Origin of the sequence: Flavivirga algicola (genome assembly GCF_012910715.1) — a bacterium.
Classification (GTDB): domain Bacteria; phylum Bacteroidota; class Bacteroidia; order Flavobacteriales; family Flavobacteriaceae; genus Flavivirga; species Flavivirga algicola.
The window spans coordinates 27,444-44,178 of the sequence record NZ_JABBHF010000003.1; the positions used below are offsets into that span (position 1 = coordinate 27,444).

The following is a 16,735-nucleotide window of genomic DNA, read 5'->3' on the forward strand; positions in this document are numbered from 1 at the left end:
GGTCTTATTTTATTTTAAAAATTAATAAATCTGTAAATCCTTTATTGCCTGGGATATCAATATTGTCACTATTAGATTCTCCAACAATAATAACGCTTTTGTCATTAAGCTCAACGGCATCATAAGCAAAATCGATATCGGAGCCTCCAACTGTTTTTTGCCATTTTAAGTTTGCGTTAGCATCAATTTTTAGAACCCAGGCATCATTTTGACCGTTGTTATTTGAAAGATCTCCGTTGGAGCTTCTTGAACTGCCAGAAATAATAAATCCATTATCTTGAGTTTTAGAAATAGAGCGACCTGCATCAAAACTACTACCTCCAAACGTTTTCTCCCAGATTAAGTTTCCTGTCGGAGATATTTTAATAATCCATAAATCTGCCGCACCATTGTTATTAGAAACGTCTAAATCATTACTTCTGGTATCTCCAATAATAATATAGTTACCATCGGTTGATTTTGTAATGGCTCTGGCTTCATCGGTTTCTGAGCCTCCAAAAGATTTCTCCCAAATTAAATTGCCAGTTTCTGAGATTTTAACAACCCAAAAATCATATGATCCTTTGTTTCCTGTTATGTCAACATCGTTACTATCTGAAGATCCAACGATAATATAACCGCTATCTTCAGTTTGGATAACATCGTAGGGTGTGTCTGTAAAAGTACCTCCAAAAAATTTGCTCCATTGTTTTTCTCCGGAAGCATTTAGTTTGACAGCCCAATAATCGCCACCAGCATGTTTTTTTGATGGCAATAATTTGCTGTTACCTTGTCCATTGGAAGCTGTAACATCTAATACACCAGTTAATAGGTAACCATCATCATTGGTTTGAATGATAGAAATACCATTGTCTGCTCCAGAAAATCCAAAAGACTTTTCCCATAAGATCGCTCCGGAAGTATCTAATTTTGAAATCCAAAAATCATTAAATCCATTGTTTTGTGTCACATCACCATCATTACTTTTACTGTAACCCAAAATGGCAAATCCATTATCTGATGTTTGAATAATGTCTTGACCACGATCATCATCACTGCCCCCATAGCTTTTTTGCCATTGCAATGTGTTGTTTTGACCGTATTTTAGTATCCAATAATCAAAAGATTCATTAAGTTTGTTTGTCACATCGCCGTCTGCACTCTGTACATATCCTAGGATGGCGTAGCCGCCATCTGAAGTTTTAATAATAGATTGGGCACTTTCATTTTTTGCCCCGCCAATCGTTTTTACAAAATCTATTTCTTTTTTTTCGCCCTCAGGTATTTCATTAGAAGCATCATCATTTTTAGAGCAGCTGCAAAATAAAGCAATGCCTACTGCTAAAATAATTTTTGAATTTGGGATTTGCATAGCGACTTTATTGGGAGCTACTTTTTTTAATAATAAATAAACCTCTTTCAATATCGCTTATAATGATATTGCCGCTTGGCAGGTATGGATATACATTCCATGCGCCATTAAAACCTGTGTTATTGTTTTCTGGGTGGGTGTCAAAAAAGCCTATTTCTGTCATGGTTGTATTTACAATTTGAGAAATATCTATCATACGAACCCCAGCTCTATAGCTAGCCTGAAAAAATGTATTTCCTTTAACATAGCCGTTATGGTCAATAGCAGTGAAGGCTCCCAGATAATCCATATGAAAACTCGGGGCATCTAAATCGGAGAAATCAAAAACGATGGTGCGTGTGTTGACACCTATATCTCTTTCGTCAGTTTCATCACCTAAGATAAAGTAATTTAGATCTTCGGTAAACCAGCCTTGATGTGTGTATCCAACATTGCTATAGCTAATATCTGAAATTTTTACAGGGTTGGATTTATCGGTCACATCTGCAATAACTACTTCATTTTCATTACTTCCAATTAGTATTTCGCGATCTGTATAATCTGTATCAGGGCCGTTATAGGTTATCACCTGCGCGTCATGAGAATAGCCACCTTCTCCAAAACCACCTTCGTCCACAGGGGTTAAAGGGTTTTGAATGTTTATAAACAAGGGGCCTCCTGCAAATGTACCAGCTCTGTTTGTGCCAACAATATAGGCATATCCGCTAGTTTCATTTATTACAACATTATGGGCGCTTCCAAACCCAGTAAAATGTGCATCTGGAGTGAATGTTTCGGGTGGATTAGTGACGTTTCTCAAGCGTGTTAGGTCAAATACCTGCATTCCATGATTACCTGCATTATCTGCTACAATAAAGGCATGGTCCTTATAAACCTTTACATCGCGCCATGGACTGCTCACTGTTGCCGTTGGAACATTTCCTAAGTATATTGGGTTGCTTGTGTCTGTTATGTCGACAAAGGAGACGTTGGTGTCTGTAGCCATTAATGCATATTCCTTATCGGTAGTGGGATCTACCCAGCCCCAGGAATCATTTCCTTCGGTGGCTCCAAAAGTATTTATAGGTATATGTGCCATTAGATCATAACCATCGCAAGGATAATCTCCTGCAAAACCATTCTCACAAGGAGCTAATATATCTGTTGAGGGTGTGTCTGTATTATCCCCAAGAATAGGTATATTGTTATCTCTTTCGCAAGATTGAGATAAAAATAATAGACCGCTCAAAACAAATAATTTGATAAAACGAATACGGTTTTTAAAGTAATTCATGTTTGCAATTTTTTATTAATCTTTTTCAAAGTGTAGAATTTGTCCGAACCTCTTAGCCTTTAATTAAAACGAATTCTATAATAAACATATTGTTTGCTGTGTTTGCATGCGAAACAATAAGTTATTGTGTAAAGTAATGAAATTACTTTATATATACATCAAAAATTGTTCCGCCTTCTGGATTTGTATGGAAAACTGAACATAAGCTATTCCATTTGAGACTGGTTTTAACTATAATATTAAAAGTTTATTCGTTTATCTATTTAAGCTTCTTATTTTTGCACTATGATAGAAGATAAGAATCCACAGAGGACTGAATTAAGTGATTTAGGTGAGTTTGGGCTCATAGATCACTTAACTAAGAATTTTAAGATTAATCACAAGTCTACAGTTAAAGCTATTGGAGATGATGCAGCTGTTTTAGATTTTAAGACTAAAAAAATAGTCGTTACAACCGATTTGCTTGTTGAGGGCGTACATTTCGATTTAAGTTATATGCCGTTAAAACATTTGGGTTATAAGGCGGTTATCGTTAATTTATCTGATGTGTATGCTATGAATGCCAAGGCGACACAGGTTACGGTTTCTATAGCGGTGTCCAATAGATTTCCGTTAGAGGCTCTTGAAGATTTATATGCGGGTATTGAAACTGCTGCTAAAATTTATAATATTGATGTTGTAGGTGGTGATACAACATCTTCTACAACGGGACTATTAATTTCTGTGACAGCTATTGGAGAAGTTGAAAGTAATGACGAGGTGTATAGAAATGGTGCTAAACCTAGCGATTTGTTAGTTGTTACCGGAGATTTGGGGGCTGCTTATATGGGGTTGCAGGTCTTGGAACGCGAAAAAGAAGTATACAAAGTAAACCCTAATAGCCAACCAGATCTAGAAGGTTATTCTTATATTATAGAGCGTCAATTAAAACCAGAAGCTCGAAAGGATATCATTAAATTGTTGAAAGATTTAAAGGTAAGACCATCTTCAATGATTGATATAAGTGACGGTTTGTCATCTGAGATTATACATTTGTGCAAACAAAGTAAAGTGGGTTGCGATTTGTATGAAGAAAAGATTCCTTTAGATCCTCAACTAATTTCTACCTGTGAAGAGTTTAATATTGATAGTACGACAGTTGCTTTGAATGGAGGGGAGGATTACGAATTATTATTTACAATTTCTCAAGACGACTACTCTAAAATAAAGGCGAATCCAAACTTAACTGTTATTGGTTATATGAAAGAAGAGCAAGCGGGGGTGCATTTAGTAACTCGAGCAGATACTAAAATACCTATAAAAGCTCAGGGGTGGAAAAATTTTAATGCTTAAATACTAGTAGGTTATCTGTATTTATAGTAGCATGTATTTTGTCACTTGATTTTACTTTATGCTCTATATTGATATATTCCAGTTCTTCTTCGTTACTTGCATCAACGCGTGGTTTTACGCTAGATCTCATATGGCGTTTCGCATGTATACGTTCTAATAAATCGTTAATTTCTTTGAATTTAGGCGTAAGCTCGGTTAGGTAGCCATTTCCGTTGGTAGTGAGTTCTTTTTTGCAGTTTTTGCAAGTATACTCTTTTACATGGTATGTGACGTTTCGAGACACTCGATAATCGTGCCCAAATACCTTGCAATGAATGTTTTTCATTTACAATATTAGATTAATTAGTTAGAGTCTATTAAAGTATTAAAAAACAATTGAATATTTTTAACTCCTAGTTAGTAAATCGACGAAGCGATCGTTTTCTTCTTCGAACGTTCCATTCTCGAAGCATGAATACGTTCTAAGATGGCATTTATTTCTTTAAACTTGGGTGTGAGTTCAATTAAATTGCCATTACTATTGGTTGTTAATTGTTTTTTACAATGAGAGCATGTGTATTCCTTAACATGGTAAGTTACATTTTTAGTTACCTGATAATCATGACCAAAAAAATTGCAATATAGTTTAGGAATAAACGTAGGTTTGTTAGTAGGTTTTGTCATGGTGTAGAATTTAAGAGCAATAAATCTAAAATAAAAATTCCAATAAAACGATAAAATGCTATATATTTTCGACGAAATGCACAATTGCATCTAAAAACGCACGCTCATTTTCAATATAACTCATATGTCCGTCAGGAAATTCTACCACTTCGACGCTTGTATTTTTTGTCTGGGAAATTAATGTATTATAGTCCAGTGCAGGGTCTTTTCTCCCAATAACCATCATTTTTTTAAAGGGAGTAAAATGCAGAAGTGCTTCCCTGTCCTTTCTAATTTTCATGCCTTCAAGTGCCGCTACAATACCTTGTAAAGGTGTTTTTAGGGCTTCTTTCTTTAATTCTTTAATCTTTTTTGAAAAAATGGTCCTGTTTTTTGGCCTGAATAAATTAGAGATCGCCATTCTAATAAACATTTTATGATTTTGCTTTACAGCCATTATAGCCCGATCTCTATTTTTCTTTTTTTCAATAGTATCTGCACTTGCAGTAGAGTTCATAAGACACAGTCCTTTTAATGCATCAGGGTTTTTTTCTGCGAAAGCAAGTGCTACATAGCCGCCCATGGAGTGTCCTATAAAGGTGGAACGACGAATTTTTAAATGTTTTAGAACAACTTGAACCGTTTCGGCCATAAGTTCCATAGTGTGTATATAGCCTAGGCATTCGGTTTTTCCATGACCCAATAAATCGATACAAATAACCCGGTTTTTTTTTGATAGTATTGGAATAAAAGGATCCCACATGGAGATATTCTCTAAAAATCCGTGAAGCAAAACGATGGCACTACCTTTTCCGCTATCGGTATAAAAAACAGTAATACCTTTATATTGTAAATTCATTTTAAATCATTCTCATGTAAGGTAAAATCATTTAAATAAGCGCTAAGATTTTACTCTTTTAATGGCAGTAAAAGCTTTGTCAACAAATTCATCCTCTACTAAAATCGTAAACTCGTTCGTTGTCGAAATTACCTCGTAAAGTACAATGCCTTCCCAAGCTAAACGTTTAAAGAAATGATAATACAGGCCAGCAATTTTAGAATTGTTTTGTGGAAGGTTTACGCTAATTGCAGATAAGCCTTCTTGTATCGCTAAAAATTTTTCGTTTTTTAATTGATCTTTGATAAAGTCATTTAAACTACTGGAAATTATAATATTACTTTCATGAATGCCTCTTGTAAATGTGTAAAACAATTTTGATTCTTGATTTATCCTGTCTAGAATTTTTGAATGATTATCAATTATGGTTTCAGAATTTTTTACAGTAAAATCTGTTAGGTTTGAGCGTACGGTGATATCACCTAAATTCTGAATAACCCGTTTCATTTTTACCGAATTGGTTAGTGCGGTAGGTGGATTGTATCGCCTTAAAGCCATCATAATGGCACCAGGCTTAACCTCCTTTTTTAGCATTTTGCTTATGGGTTCTGTTAACTCAATAGCCAAGGCGCTAAAGTTTATAATATTTCTAGATAGGGCTTCTTCTAAATAAGGCTGAGTTATTAATATGTCTTCAACACAATTAGATACGGTTTTCATGTGTTAATTATTTAACAATATGTGCAAAAATAATCTTTTTTTTAAATAAATATCGGTATTGGGCTAAGGAGTTTTAGTTTTACACTCAAATCTATGTAAATGAAAGTATTAAAGTTTGGCGGTACATCTGTAGGTTCTATAGAGAATATGTGTAACGTTAAAAATATTATTAACGATGGAGACAAGAAGATTGTTGTGCTTTCTGCTATGTCTGGTACTACCAATAAATTGGTAGCCATCTCAAGTGATGTTGCAAACAAAGCACATAATGAAGCTATTGATAAAATTAATAAGCTACATGAAACATATACGATCACCATAGATAAGCTTCTTAATAATAAGGTTTTAAATAAAGAAGTTAAAGAATATGTTTCCAATGTTTTTGATTTTTTGGTTGCATGTACTCACAAGACATATTCTAAAAGTTTAGAAAATAATATCCTTGCTCAAGGTGAGTTGCTTTCTACCTATATGTTTAATTGTTATTTACAGCAAGAAGGCATAAGTTCTGCGTTATTACCAGCTTTAAGTTTTATGCGTATCGATGAAGACAAGGAGCCAGACATATCTTATATAAAGCAAAACTTTGAGGTTGCTATAAATGCAGCAAAAGACTCAGAAATATATATTACCCAAGGGTTTATTTGTTTAGATGCCCATGATGAAGTTTCAAATTTACAACGTGGTGGAAGCGATTATACCGCAACTATAATTGGTGCAGCCATTAAAGCAGAGGAAGTACAAATTTGGACAGATATAGATGGGATGCATAATAACGACCCAAGATATGTTGAAAATACCAAACCAATTTCCAATCTATCATTTGATGAGGCTGCAGAATTGGCTTATTTTGGTGCTAAGATATTGCATCCGCAAACAGTTACCCCTGTAAGAGCAGATAACATTCCTGTACGCTTAAAAAATACAATGAATTCTCATGCTCATGGAACATTAATTTCCAATATTACTTCAGAAAATGGGATTAAAGCCATAGCTGCTAAGGATAATATTACAGCAATAAAGATTAAATCTGCAAGAATGCTGCAGGCCCATGGTTTCTTAAAAAAGGTATTTGAAATTTTTGAAACTTATAAGACATCTATTGATATGATTACCACCTCTGAGGTTGCTGTTTCGTTAACAATAGACGATGATAGAAACTTAGATGAAATTCTTGAAGAATTAGAGAAAATAGCAACCATAGAAGTTGATAAAAACCAAAGTATTATTTGTTTGGTTGGACATTCGGTTGTGAACCATCAAGAAACTCATAAGTTATTTCAAATATTACAGGATGTAAAAATTAGAATGATTTCTTATGGAGGAAGTAAAAATAATATTTCTCTGCTGGTAGATACAAAGGACAAAATTAATTCGCTGCAAAAACTAAACGATTATTTATTTGAATTAGTCACTCTTTAAATTACAAAATTTAGTATTGTTAGCAAAAGGGTCGTTTATAGAAACGACCCTTTCTTTTTTGCTTTATGAGTTCATAATAGCTTCTATGTCGTCAGCTTCAATAGGAATATTTCTCATTAAATTAAATGGTTCTCCATTTTCTTGAATAACCACATTATCTTCTAATCGGATACCAAAACCTTCATCTGGAATATAAATCCCAGGTTCTACGGTAAAGACCATATTGGCCTGCATAGGTTTGGTTAAAATACCGTAATCGTGTGTGTCCAGTCCCATGTGATGGCTGGTGCCGTGCATGAAATATTTTTTATAAGCAGGCCATTCAGGATTTTCATTTTGCACATCACTTTTATCCAAAAGACCTAAGCCTAGTAATTCACTGGTCATTATTTTACCAACTTCTATGTGATAATCTGCCCAAATAGTTCCAGGAGTTAACATTTTTGTAGCCTCGTTCTTTACTCTGTTTACGGCATTGTAAACGTCTTTTTGCCTTGGAGAAAACTTTCCGGAAACAGGTACGCTGCGTGTCATATCACTAGAATAATTAGCATATTCTGCTCCAATATCCATTAGTATTAAATCACCTGCTTTGCATTGTTGATTGTTTTCTATATAATGCAATACATTAGCATTGTTCCCAGAAGCAACAATTGGTGTATAAGCAAATTTTTTAGAACGATTTCGTAAAAATTCATGTATAAACTCTGCCTCGATTTCATATTCCCAAACACCGGGCTTTACAAAATTTAAAATACGTCGAAATCCTTTTTCGGTAATATCGCAAGCCTGTTGAATTAAATCTATTTCAATAGGGTCTTTTACAGAGCGAAGCTGTTGTAAAATAGGGTTGCTTTTGGCTACGGCATGCGCAGGATATTTCTCTTTTAGCCATTTTGTAAAACGGTCTTCTCTGGTTTCGGTTTCTACATTGGCTCTATAGTGTTCATTAGTATTAATGTAAACTGTGTCGCATTGTGTCATAATCTCAAACATGACTCGCTCCATATCTTGTAACCAATACACTGTTTTAATACCGCTGGTTTCATAAGCTTTCGCTTTGGTTAGTTTTTCGCCTTCCCAAATAGCAATATGTTCATTGGTTTCTTTTAAGAACAATATCTCACGATGTTTCTCTTTTGGACAGTCAGGAAATAATACGAGAATACTTTCCTCTTGGTCTACACCGCTTAAATAAAAAATATCTCGGTGCTGTTCAAAAGGCATGGTGCTATCTGCACTTATTGGATAGATGTCGTTTGAGTTAAAAACAGCCAAACTTGAGGGCTTCATTTTAGAAGTAAAGTTTTTACGATTTTTTATAAAGAGCTCATTGTTAATAGGATGATATTTCATGTTGATTATGTATTAAGTTTGCTTAACATAGCAAAGCTAAATAAATCATTTTGATTATAATTTAGTATATTTATATTCTCTCTAATATTTTTAGGACATCTTGAATAGTGGTTTTATACGTATATTAATCAATTGTCTCTCAAAATATTAAAAAAACCCTCACATGAAAACACAAGTACGATCAACACTAATAATTACATTATTGTTTTATTTGGCAGCACTGATGCCATTAAACGCGCAATTGCTTCTAAAAAAAACCTCGTTGGAAAAACAGATTGCAAATTCGAGTTTGGTGGTTGAAGGTCGAGTGATTTCGAAGGAATCGTTTTGGGATGAAGGCCATAATAATATTTTTACAGTAAACACTATTGAGGTATTTAAAGTATTTAAAGGAATACCAATTGCCACTATTGAAGTAGTTACGGCTGGTGGCATGGTTGGATTAGAAGCAGAAATAGTTACACCGAGTTTGAAGTTAAGAAATGATTATGTTGGTGTATTCATGTTACATGATAATTATGTAGAGCTGGATACCAAAGCTAAACTTTCAAAAAAACAGTTTAAAGTTTATGGGTCTTTGCAAGGGTTTTATAAATATATCTTGCACAGTAATGTAGCCATAAATCCGTTTAACAAAAAGGAAGGAATTACAACCTCATTTTATAACGAGATTATGAGTCATACAAAATCAGGTTATGTAGAAATGACAAAAACAGACTTGGTAAAACAAAAAATAAATACATCCCAGCAAAAATCTTCTTTACCTCCAAGTTCTATTACGTTTACTCCAACTACGATAACAGGTGGTACGAAAACAGTTCTAACTATTAACGGCTCTGGATTTGGCGGGACGCAAGGTAAAGTTGGTTTTAGTAATGCAGATACTGGTGGTTTTGATGGAGGGGTGCCAGATTATATTGAAGCATTAGATACCCAAGTTGTATCATGGAGTGATACTCAAATCAGGGTAGAAGTGCCTTCAGAAGCTGGTACGGGTAAGATACAAGTCACCGATAGTGGCAATGCGTCTGCTGAGTCTAATTTGGATTTAACAGTTTCTTATTCTGAAACAAATTTAATTAGTGATAATGTTAATTCTGGCGTAAACGTTGCCTATAATACACAACATGCAAACGATAATTCTTCAGGAGGGTATACTTGGAGAATGTTTACGGATTTTGATGCGAATGCTGATGCAAAAACCTCTTTTTTAAGAGCCTTAGAAACATGGCGTTGTGAAACTGGAGTAAATTGGGTTGTTGGTACCACAACAACTGTAGATGTTGTTGCAGGGGATGGTATTAATGTTGTTAGGTTTGATAATGGAAATGAATTGGGAGTAGATGTATTAGGACGTTGTACGTCTCGCTATAGCGGTTGTTTTGCTGCAGGAAACACAACACTTAATTGGTATGTTTCAGAGTTGGACATTGTGTTTGATGATGACACTAATTGGAATTTTAACACGAGTTTACCAGGAATTACCCAATACGATTTTGAGAGTGTCGCACTGCATGAGTTAGGACATGGACATCAGTTGGCACACGTGATCGATACAAACAATGATGTGATGCATTATGCCATATCTAATGGTGAAGATCAAAGAGTATTGAGTGCTAATAATATAACATCGGCCACTAATGTACATAATAGGAGTACGGGATCTGCAGTTTGCAGTGCTAGTGTTATGACAGATTATTCAGGTTCTTGCAGTTTAAGCATTGATGAAGAGGAGTTGGGCAAATCTATCAACCTATACCCTAATCCAGCCAAGAGTATATTCTATATCAATAATAAGTCTGCAATTAGTCTAGAAAAAGCAGTCATTTACGATGTAAGCGGAAGACTTATTAATGAATACAATATTTCTAACGGTTCTAGAACAAATTCCATTAATGTAACGGGTGTTTCCAAAGGGATTTATTTTGTAAATATTCATTCTGATAGGGCTATGATTACAAGAAAGATGATTCTGGATTAATTTAACAAAATTATAGCATATTAAAATAGTATTGATTAGGTTCGTTTTGATTATTTTCAAAAATTAAAACGAACCTATATGAAATTTAAAGTTCTTCACTTACTTTTTGCTATTTCTTTTTTTAAAATATCGGCACAACAACCAGCAACATCCTCAAAGATTGTAGAAGCAGCTCTTATTGAAAAGGCGCAGCTTTCTCAAACATCATTAGTGAAAAATGTAGCTTTTAAGAATATAGGGCCAACAGTTATGAGTGGTCGTGTTACCGATTTAGCTGTAAACCCAAACGATCCAACCGAATTCTATGTAGGATATGCATCGGGAGGTGTATGGTATACTAAAAACAATGGAACAACTTTCACGCCTATATTGGATACCTCAAATACTCAAAATGTAGGAGATATTGCTGTAGACTGGAAAAACAAAACCATATGGGTAGGTACTGGAGAAAATAATGCATCTCGATCCAGTTATGCAGGAATCGGAATTTTAAAATCTACCGATAATGGAGAAACCTGGCAAAATATGGGGCTCAAGGATTCGCATCATATAGGCCGAATTATAATCAACCCTAATAATCCAGATGAAGTTGTTGTTGGAGTCACAGGTCATTTGTATTCCCCAAATGAAGAACGTGGCATCTATAAAACCACGGATGGCGGAAAAACGTGGACGCAAAAATTATTTGTAGATAATGTAAGTGGTATTATTGATGTGCAATGCAGTCCGAATAACTTCAGTTTGATGTTTGCAACCTCTTGGACGAAAGACCGTAAAGCTTGGAACTTTGATGGTAGTGGGCATAATTCTGCAATTTACAAAAGTGTAGACGCAGGTAATACATGGGTTAAAGTCTCTACTCAAGAAAGTGGATTTCCAACAGGTCAAGGTGTTGGTAGAATAGGTTTGGCTGTTTTTAATGATATGGTTGTTTATGCGTTGCTTGATAGTCAATTTCGAAGAGTTCCAGAAACAGAAAAAGAAGAAAAGCATGGTTTGACCAAAGCAGATTTTAAATCCATGACGGATAAAACCTTTTTAAAGCTAGATAACAAAAAGCTTAATGAATTTTTAAAAATGAATGGGTTTCAGGAAAAATACAGAGCAGAAAATGTAAAGCAAATGGTAAGAAGTGGTCATATAAAGCCCATGGATCTTGCAAAATATCTTGAAAATGCCAATTCAATGTTGTTCGACACGCCCGTTATAGGGGCAGAAGTTTACAAAAGTGAAGATGGTGGTAAAAGTTGGAAGAAAACACACAGCGATTATATCGATGGTTTATATTATAGCTATGGCTATTATTTTGGTGAAATAAGAGTCGATCCACAAGATGAAACAGGAATCTATATTTTAGGAGTTCCTATTTTAAAATCTAAGAATGGAGGACAAACCTTTACTTCTATTAGTAGGGAAAATGTTCATTCCGATCATCAGGCATTATGGGTTAATTCTAAAAAACAGGGACATTTAATAAATGGTAATGATGGCGGATTAAATATGAGCTATGACGATGGAGAAACATGGGAAAAACTCAATGTGAACTCTGTTGGCCAGTTCTATTCCATAAATATAGACCATGCTCAACCATATAATATTTATGGAGGCTTGCAAGACAATGGTGTTTGGGTTGGAGCAAGTAATGCCAGTGAGGATAAAAGTTGGCACCAAAACGGGCAATATCCCTGGAAAAGAATTATGGGTGGTGATGGTATGCAAATGCAAATTGATAATAGAGATAACAATATGGTGTATACGGGGTATCAATTTGGAAATTACTATAGACTCAATTTAGAAACTAAAGAACGAACTTATATACAACCAAAGCATAAGTTAGGAGAGAAACCTTATCGCTTTAATTGGCAAACACCTATTTTATTATCACCACATAATCAGGATATTTTATATTTAGGGGGTAATAAGTTGATGCGTTCCATGAATCAGGGAACCGATTGGATGGCTATTAGCGATGATCTTACCCATGGAGGAAAAAAGGGAAATGTAGCCTATGGCACATTAACATCTATTAGTGAGTCGCCATTTCAATTCGGGCTTATTTATACTGGTAGTGACGATGGTTTAATACAGATTACTAAAAATGCTGGAGGCAGCTGGGAGGCTATTTCAAACACATTGCCAAAAGACCTTTGGGTAAGTCGGGTTGTAGCCTCTCAACATAAAAAAGAACGTGTTTATGTAGCCTTAAACGGTTATCGTTGGGACAATTTTTCGGTATATGCCTATGTGAGTAATGATTATGGTAGAACTTGGAAACATATTGGCTCAAATATTCCAACATCACCTGTGAATGTCATTAAAGAAGATCCTGTGAACGAAAACATAATCTACTTGGGAACCGATAACGGTGCTTATATTTCGTTTAACCAAGGTCAAAGCTGGGAAATATTTAGTAAAGGACTTCCTAATGTAGCTATTCATGATATAGTGATTCAACCCGATTCTAAACATCTATTACTTGGAACACATGGTAGAAGTGTTTACAGAGCTGAAATCGAACCGCTTCAACAGATGAGTGACCATATACAATCAAAAGCAGTAACGCTTTTTAAAATTAAGGATGCAAAATATTCTTCCCGTTGGGGGAATGCATCGAATACATGGGCAGAAGCTATTGACCCCAAAGTTGATGTGGCATTTTATTCAAATACTTCTGGGGGGAAAAATATTAAAGTGTTTTCTGAAAAAGGGGCATTGCTTAATCAAATGACAGTTGTTGCAGACCAAGGGTATAATTATATAAACTATGACCTGACCTTAACCGAAAAAGGCAAAAAAGCTCTTCTTAAGGAGAACACTGATATAGATATAAAGAAGGCTAAGAATAATAAATACTATTTGCCAAAAGGATTGTACTATATAGAAATGGATTTAGAAAAAATAGCATTCAAGATTAAATAAATATTTTTTTAGAAAGCTAATTTCAAAGACCATAATTAATACTTTCTCAAAAAAGGAGCAGAAAAAGGTTCTTTAGTGAAAAACTAAGTATTTTTACTTATAATCATTATAAATTGTAAAAACATGACATTTGTTATTTGTCTATAACTTTATCCTAGCTTACCTTTGTAAAAACATAAAATAACTTCAAAATAATGGGTGGATTTTTTAAATCTTCGATTGGAAGAAAGATTGCTATGGCGCTTTCTGCTTTCTTCCTCATGTTTTTCTTAATAATACATTTAGCGGTAAATATTACATCTTTGTTTAGTGAAGATGTTTTTAATGAACTGTCCCATTTTATGGGAACAAACCCCTTAGTTCAATTTGCACTACAACCCGTTTTAATATTCGGTGTTGTATTTCATTTTGTAATGGGTTTTGTATTAGAACTGAAAAACAAAAAAGCAAATGGAGTTGCATATGCTAAAAATAATGGAGCTGCTAACTCTACTTGGATGAGTAGAAATATGATTTACAGCGGACTTGTTATATTAGCTTTTATTGTTCTCCATTTTATAGATTTCTGGTTTCCAGAAATTAATACTAAGTATATTCAAGGTGATATGTCTGGCATGCACGATGGGAATTTTAGATATTTCCATGAATTGCAGCACAAATTTTTAAACCCAGCCAGAGTAGCTGCTTATGTTGTAGCATTTATACTTTTAGCGCTGCATTTACTACATGGGTTTACATCAGCATTCCAATCGGTGGGAGCGACCGCTGGACGTAAAAAAACATTACAAACATTTGGAAAAGTATATTCAATTGTTATTCCGCTAGGGTTTATAATTATTGCTCTTTATCATCACCTTAACCATTAATCTTAAATAGTTTAGTATGGCTTTAGATTCAAAAGTACCAAAAGGTCCAATTAAAGATAAATGGACAGATTATAAAAATCATATCGATTTAGTAAACCCAGCCAATAAACGTCATATAGACGTTATCGTGGTAGGAACTGGTTTAGCAGGTGGGTCGGCTGCGGCGACTTTAGCTGAGTTAGGATACAACGTAAAAGCATTTGCGTATCAAGACTCTCCAAGACGAGCACATTCTATTGCTGCGCAAGGAGGTATTAATGCAGCAAAAAACTATCAAGGAGATGGTGACTCTACATATAGATTATTCTATGATACTGTAAAAGGAGGGGATTATCGTTCGCGAGAAGCAAACGTTTACCGTTTGGCCGAAGTATCTGCTAATATTATTGACCAATGTGTTGCTCAAGGAGTGCCTTTTGCACGAGACTATGGGGGCTTATTAGACAACCGCTCGTTTGGAGGTGTTTTAGTTTCTAGAACATTTTATGCTAAAGGACAAACAGGTCAGCAGTTATTACTGGGGGCTTACTCTGCAATGAATAGACAAATTGCCCGTGGTAAAATAGAAATGTTTAATCGTCATGAAATGCTTGATGTTGTAAAAGTTGACGGAAAAGCAAGAGGGATCATTACCCGTAATTTAATTACAGGCGAAATAGAAAGACATTCTGCACATGCAGTGGTTATAGCATCTGGTGGATATGGAAATGTATATTTCTTATCAACAAACGCTATGGGCAGTAATGCTACTGCTGCTTGGAAAATTCATAAAAAAGGCGCATATTTTGCTAACCCTTGTTACACGCAAATTCATCCAACATGTATCCCGCGTTCTGGAGATTATCAGTCTAAACTAACATTGATGTCTGAATCTTTGCGTAACGATGGACGCATTTGGGTACCTAAAAATATGGATGATGTAAAAGCCATTCGAGAAGGTCGTAAGAAACCAACTGACTTGTCCGAAGAAGAAAGAGATTACTACTTAGAACGTCGTTATCCAGCTTTTGGAAATTTAGTACCTCGTGATGTAGCATCTCGTGCTGCCAAAGAACGTTGCGATGCTGGTTATGGTGTTAATGCTACTGGAGAAGCAGTATATTTAGATTTTGCTTCAGCTATTGAGCGTTATGGAAAAGAGCAAGCTAAGATTCAAAATATAGAAAATGCCTCTGAAGCAAAAATATACGAATTAGGACAGGCAATCGTTGAGGCCAAATATGGAAACTTATTTCAGATGTATGAGAAAATTGTTGATGAGAATCCATACAAAACGCCTATGATGATTTACCCAGCAACACATTACACTATGGGAGGTGTTTGGGTTGATTATAACTTAATGACAACGGTTGATGGATTGTATTGTATAGGCGAAGCAAACTTCTCAGACCATGGCGCAAATAGGCTCGGAGCTTCAGCTTTAATGCAAGGTTTGGCAGATGGTTATTTTGTGTTGCCTTATACCATAGGGGATTATTTATCTCAAGATATTAGAACAGGAAAAATACCAACAGATACCAAAGAGTTTGACGAAGCTGAAAAGGAAGTAAAAGACCGTATCGATTTCTTTATCAATAATAAAGGAACAAAATCTGTAGACCACTTCCATAAACGCCTTGGAAAAGTTATGTGGGACAAGGTAGGTATGGCACGTAATGAAAAAGGTTTAAAGGAAGCAATGGCCGAAATTAAAGCGATTCGAGAAGAATTCTGGAAAGAAGTAAAGGTGCCGGGTAATGCAGATGAAATGAATCCAGAATTAGAAAAAGCAGGACGTGTAGCCGACTTTTTAGAACTTGGGGAATTATTTGCAAAAGATGCTTTAGTACGAGAAGAATCATGTGGCGGGCATTTTAGAGAGGAATCTGTTGAATTGGATGGGCCTCAAAAAGGAGAAGCTAAGCGTAATGATAAAGATTTTGCGTTTGTTTCTGCCTGGGAATATAAAGGAGAGCCTGCTGATGCAGTGTTACATAAAGAAGAATTGGAGTTTAATGATATTGAATTGAAACAACGTTCATATAAATAAGAAAGA

The 16,735-nt window shown here is 35.0% G+C and carries 13 protein-coding genes; 6 read left to right on the plus strand and 7 right to left on the minus strand.

Annotation, left to right across the window (positions count from 1 at the left end; translation table 11 throughout):
- Positions 1 to 4: 4 nt before the first annotated feature.
- Entirely contained in the window at positions 5 to 1,402 is a 1,398-nt protein-coding gene (locus HHX25_RS05440) for a hypothetical protein (protein WP_240964270.1), read from the minus strand.
- Entirely contained in the window at positions 1,359 to 2,624 is a 1,266-nt protein-coding gene (locus HHX25_RS05445) for a choice-of-anchor B family protein (protein ID WP_169671007.1), read from the minus strand. The genes HHX25_RS05440 and HHX25_RS05445 overlap by 44 nt, the downstream gene beginning before the upstream one ends.
- A 285-nt stretch (positions 2,625 to 2,909) precedes the next feature.
- Here HHX25_RS05445 and thiL point away from each other — a divergent pair, with 285 nt between their 5' ends.
- Positions 2,910 to 3,956 carry a thiamine-phosphate kinase gene (gene thiL / locus HHX25_RS05450; RefSeq protein WP_169671009.1) on the plus strand — a complete coding sequence of 349 codons (1,047 nt, stop codon included), beginning with the start codon at positions 2,910 to 2,912 and terminating at the stop codon, positions 3,954 to 3,956.
- Here the strand turns inward: thiL and HHX25_RS21400 are convergent.
- From HHX25_RS21400 to HHX25_RS05470, 4 genes are all read right to left on the minus strand, one after another.
- On the minus strand, positions 3,946 to 4,281 hold the full coding sequence (locus HHX25_RS21400; RefSeq protein WP_317169067.1) for a hypothetical protein: 336 nt from the start codon (positions 4,279 to 4,281) through the stop codon (positions 3,946 to 3,948). The genes thiL and HHX25_RS21400 overlap by 11 nt on opposite strands.
- A gap of 71 nt (positions 4,282 to 4,352) precedes the next feature.
- Positions 4,353 to 4,619 carry a hypothetical protein gene (locus HHX25_RS05460; RefSeq protein ID WP_169671011.1) on the minus strand — a complete coding sequence of 89 codons (267 nt, stop codon included), beginning with the start codon at positions 4,617 to 4,619 and terminating at the stop codon, positions 4,353 to 4,355.
- 58 nt (positions 4,620 to 4,677) lie between these two features.
- Positions 4,678 to 5,457, minus strand: coding sequence for an alpha/beta fold hydrolase (locus HHX25_RS05465; RefSeq protein ID WP_169671013.1), 780 nt, complete (start codon positions 5,455 to 5,457; stop codon positions 4,678 to 4,680).
- A 42-nt stretch (positions 5,458 to 5,499) separates the two neighbouring features.
- Entirely contained in the window at positions 5,500 to 6,156 is a 657-nt protein-coding gene (locus tag HHX25_RS05470) for a hypothetical protein (RefSeq protein ID WP_169671015.1), read from the minus strand.
- A 99-nt stretch (positions 6,157 to 6,255) separates the two neighbouring features.
- Here HHX25_RS05470 and HHX25_RS05475 point away from each other — a divergent pair, with 99 nt between their 5' ends.
- The gene (locus HHX25_RS05475) at positions 6,256 to 7,578 is read left to right on the plus strand and encodes an aspartate kinase (protein ID WP_169671017.1); all 1,323 of its coding nucleotides are present in this window, start codon (positions 6,256 to 6,258) and stop codon (positions 7,576 to 7,578) included.
- Between the two features lie 63 nt (positions 7,579 to 7,641).
- Here the strand turns inward: HHX25_RS05475 and HHX25_RS05480 are convergent, their stop codons facing one another.
- Positions 7,642 to 8,934, minus strand: coding sequence for an aminopeptidase P family protein (locus tag HHX25_RS05480; protein WP_169671019.1), 1,293 nt, complete (start codon positions 8,932 to 8,934; stop codon positions 7,642 to 7,644).
- A 163-nt stretch (positions 8,935 to 9,097) separates the two neighbouring features.
- Between HHX25_RS05480 and HHX25_RS05485 the strand changes: the two genes are divergently transcribed.
- From HHX25_RS05485 to HHX25_RS05500, 4 genes are all read left to right on the plus strand, one after another.
- Positions 9,098 to 10,915, plus strand: coding sequence for a T9SS type A sorting domain-containing protein (locus HHX25_RS05485; protein ID WP_169671020.1), 1,818 nt, complete (start codon positions 9,098 to 9,100; stop codon positions 10,913 to 10,915).
- 78 nt (positions 10,916 to 10,993) lie between these two features.
- Entirely contained in the window at positions 10,994 to 13,834 is a 2,841-nt protein-coding gene (locus HHX25_RS05490) for a beta propeller repeat protein (protein ID WP_169671022.1), read from the plus strand.
- 194 nt (positions 13,835 to 14,028) lie between these two features.
- Positions 14,029 to 14,700 carry a succinate dehydrogenase cytochrome b subunit gene (locus HHX25_RS05495; protein WP_169671024.1) on the plus strand — a complete coding sequence of 224 codons (672 nt, stop codon included), beginning with the start codon at positions 14,029 to 14,031 and terminating at the stop codon, positions 14,698 to 14,700.
- Positions 14,701 to 14,716: 16 nt separating this feature from the next.
- A complete protein-coding gene (locus HHX25_RS05500) occupies positions 14,717 to 16,729 on the plus strand; it encodes a fumarate reductase/succinate dehydrogenase flavoprotein subunit (RefSeq protein ID WP_169671026.1) in 2,013 nt (670 codons plus the stop codon).
- Positions 16,730 to 16,735 lie beyond the last annotated feature (6 nt).

Coding starts and splice junctions, on each gene's coding strand:
- HHX25_RS05480 (WP_169671019.1), bottom strand. CDS start 8,934: ATGAAATATCATCCTATTAACAATGAGCTCTTTATAAAAAATCGTAAA.
- HHX25_RS05445 (WP_169671007.1), bottom strand. CDS start 2,624: ATGAATTACTTTAAAAACCGTATTCGTTTTATCAAATTATTTGTTTTG.
- HHX25_RS05470 (WP_169671015.1), bottom strand. CDS start 6,156: ATGAAAACCGTATCTAATTGTGTTGAAGACATATTAATAACTCAGCCT.
- HHX25_RS05465 (WP_169671013.1), bottom strand. CDS start 5,457: ATGAATTTACAATATAAAGGTATTACTGTTTTTTATACCGATAGCGGA.
- HHX25_RS05495 (WP_169671024.1), top strand. CDS start 14,029: ATGGGTGGATTTTTTAAATCTTCGATTGGAAGAAAGATTGCTATGGCG.
- HHX25_RS05475 (WP_169671017.1), top strand. CDS start 6,256: ATGAAAGTATTAAAGTTTGGCGGTACATCTGTAGGTTCTATAGAGAAT.
- HHX25_RS05490 (WP_169671022.1), top strand. CDS start 10,994: ATGAAATTTAAAGTTCTTCACTTACTTTTTGCTATTTCTTTTTTTAAA.
- thiL (WP_169671009.1), top strand. CDS start 2,910: ATGATAGAAGATAAGAATCCACAGAGGACTGAATTAAGTGATTTAGGT.
- HHX25_RS05460 (WP_169671011.1), bottom strand. CDS start 4,619: ATGACAAAACCTACTAACAAACCTACGTTTATTCCTAAACTATATTGC.
- HHX25_RS05500 (WP_169671026.1), top strand. CDS start 14,717: ATGGCTTTAGATTCAAAAGTACCAAAAGGTCCAATTAAAGATAAATGG.
- HHX25_RS05485 (WP_169671020.1), top strand. CDS start 9,098: ATGAAAACACAAGTACGATCAACACTAATAATTACATTATTGTTTTAT.
- HHX25_RS21400 (WP_317169067.1), bottom strand. CDS start 4,281: ATGAAAAACATTCATTGCAAGGTATTTGGGCACGATTATCGAGTGTCT.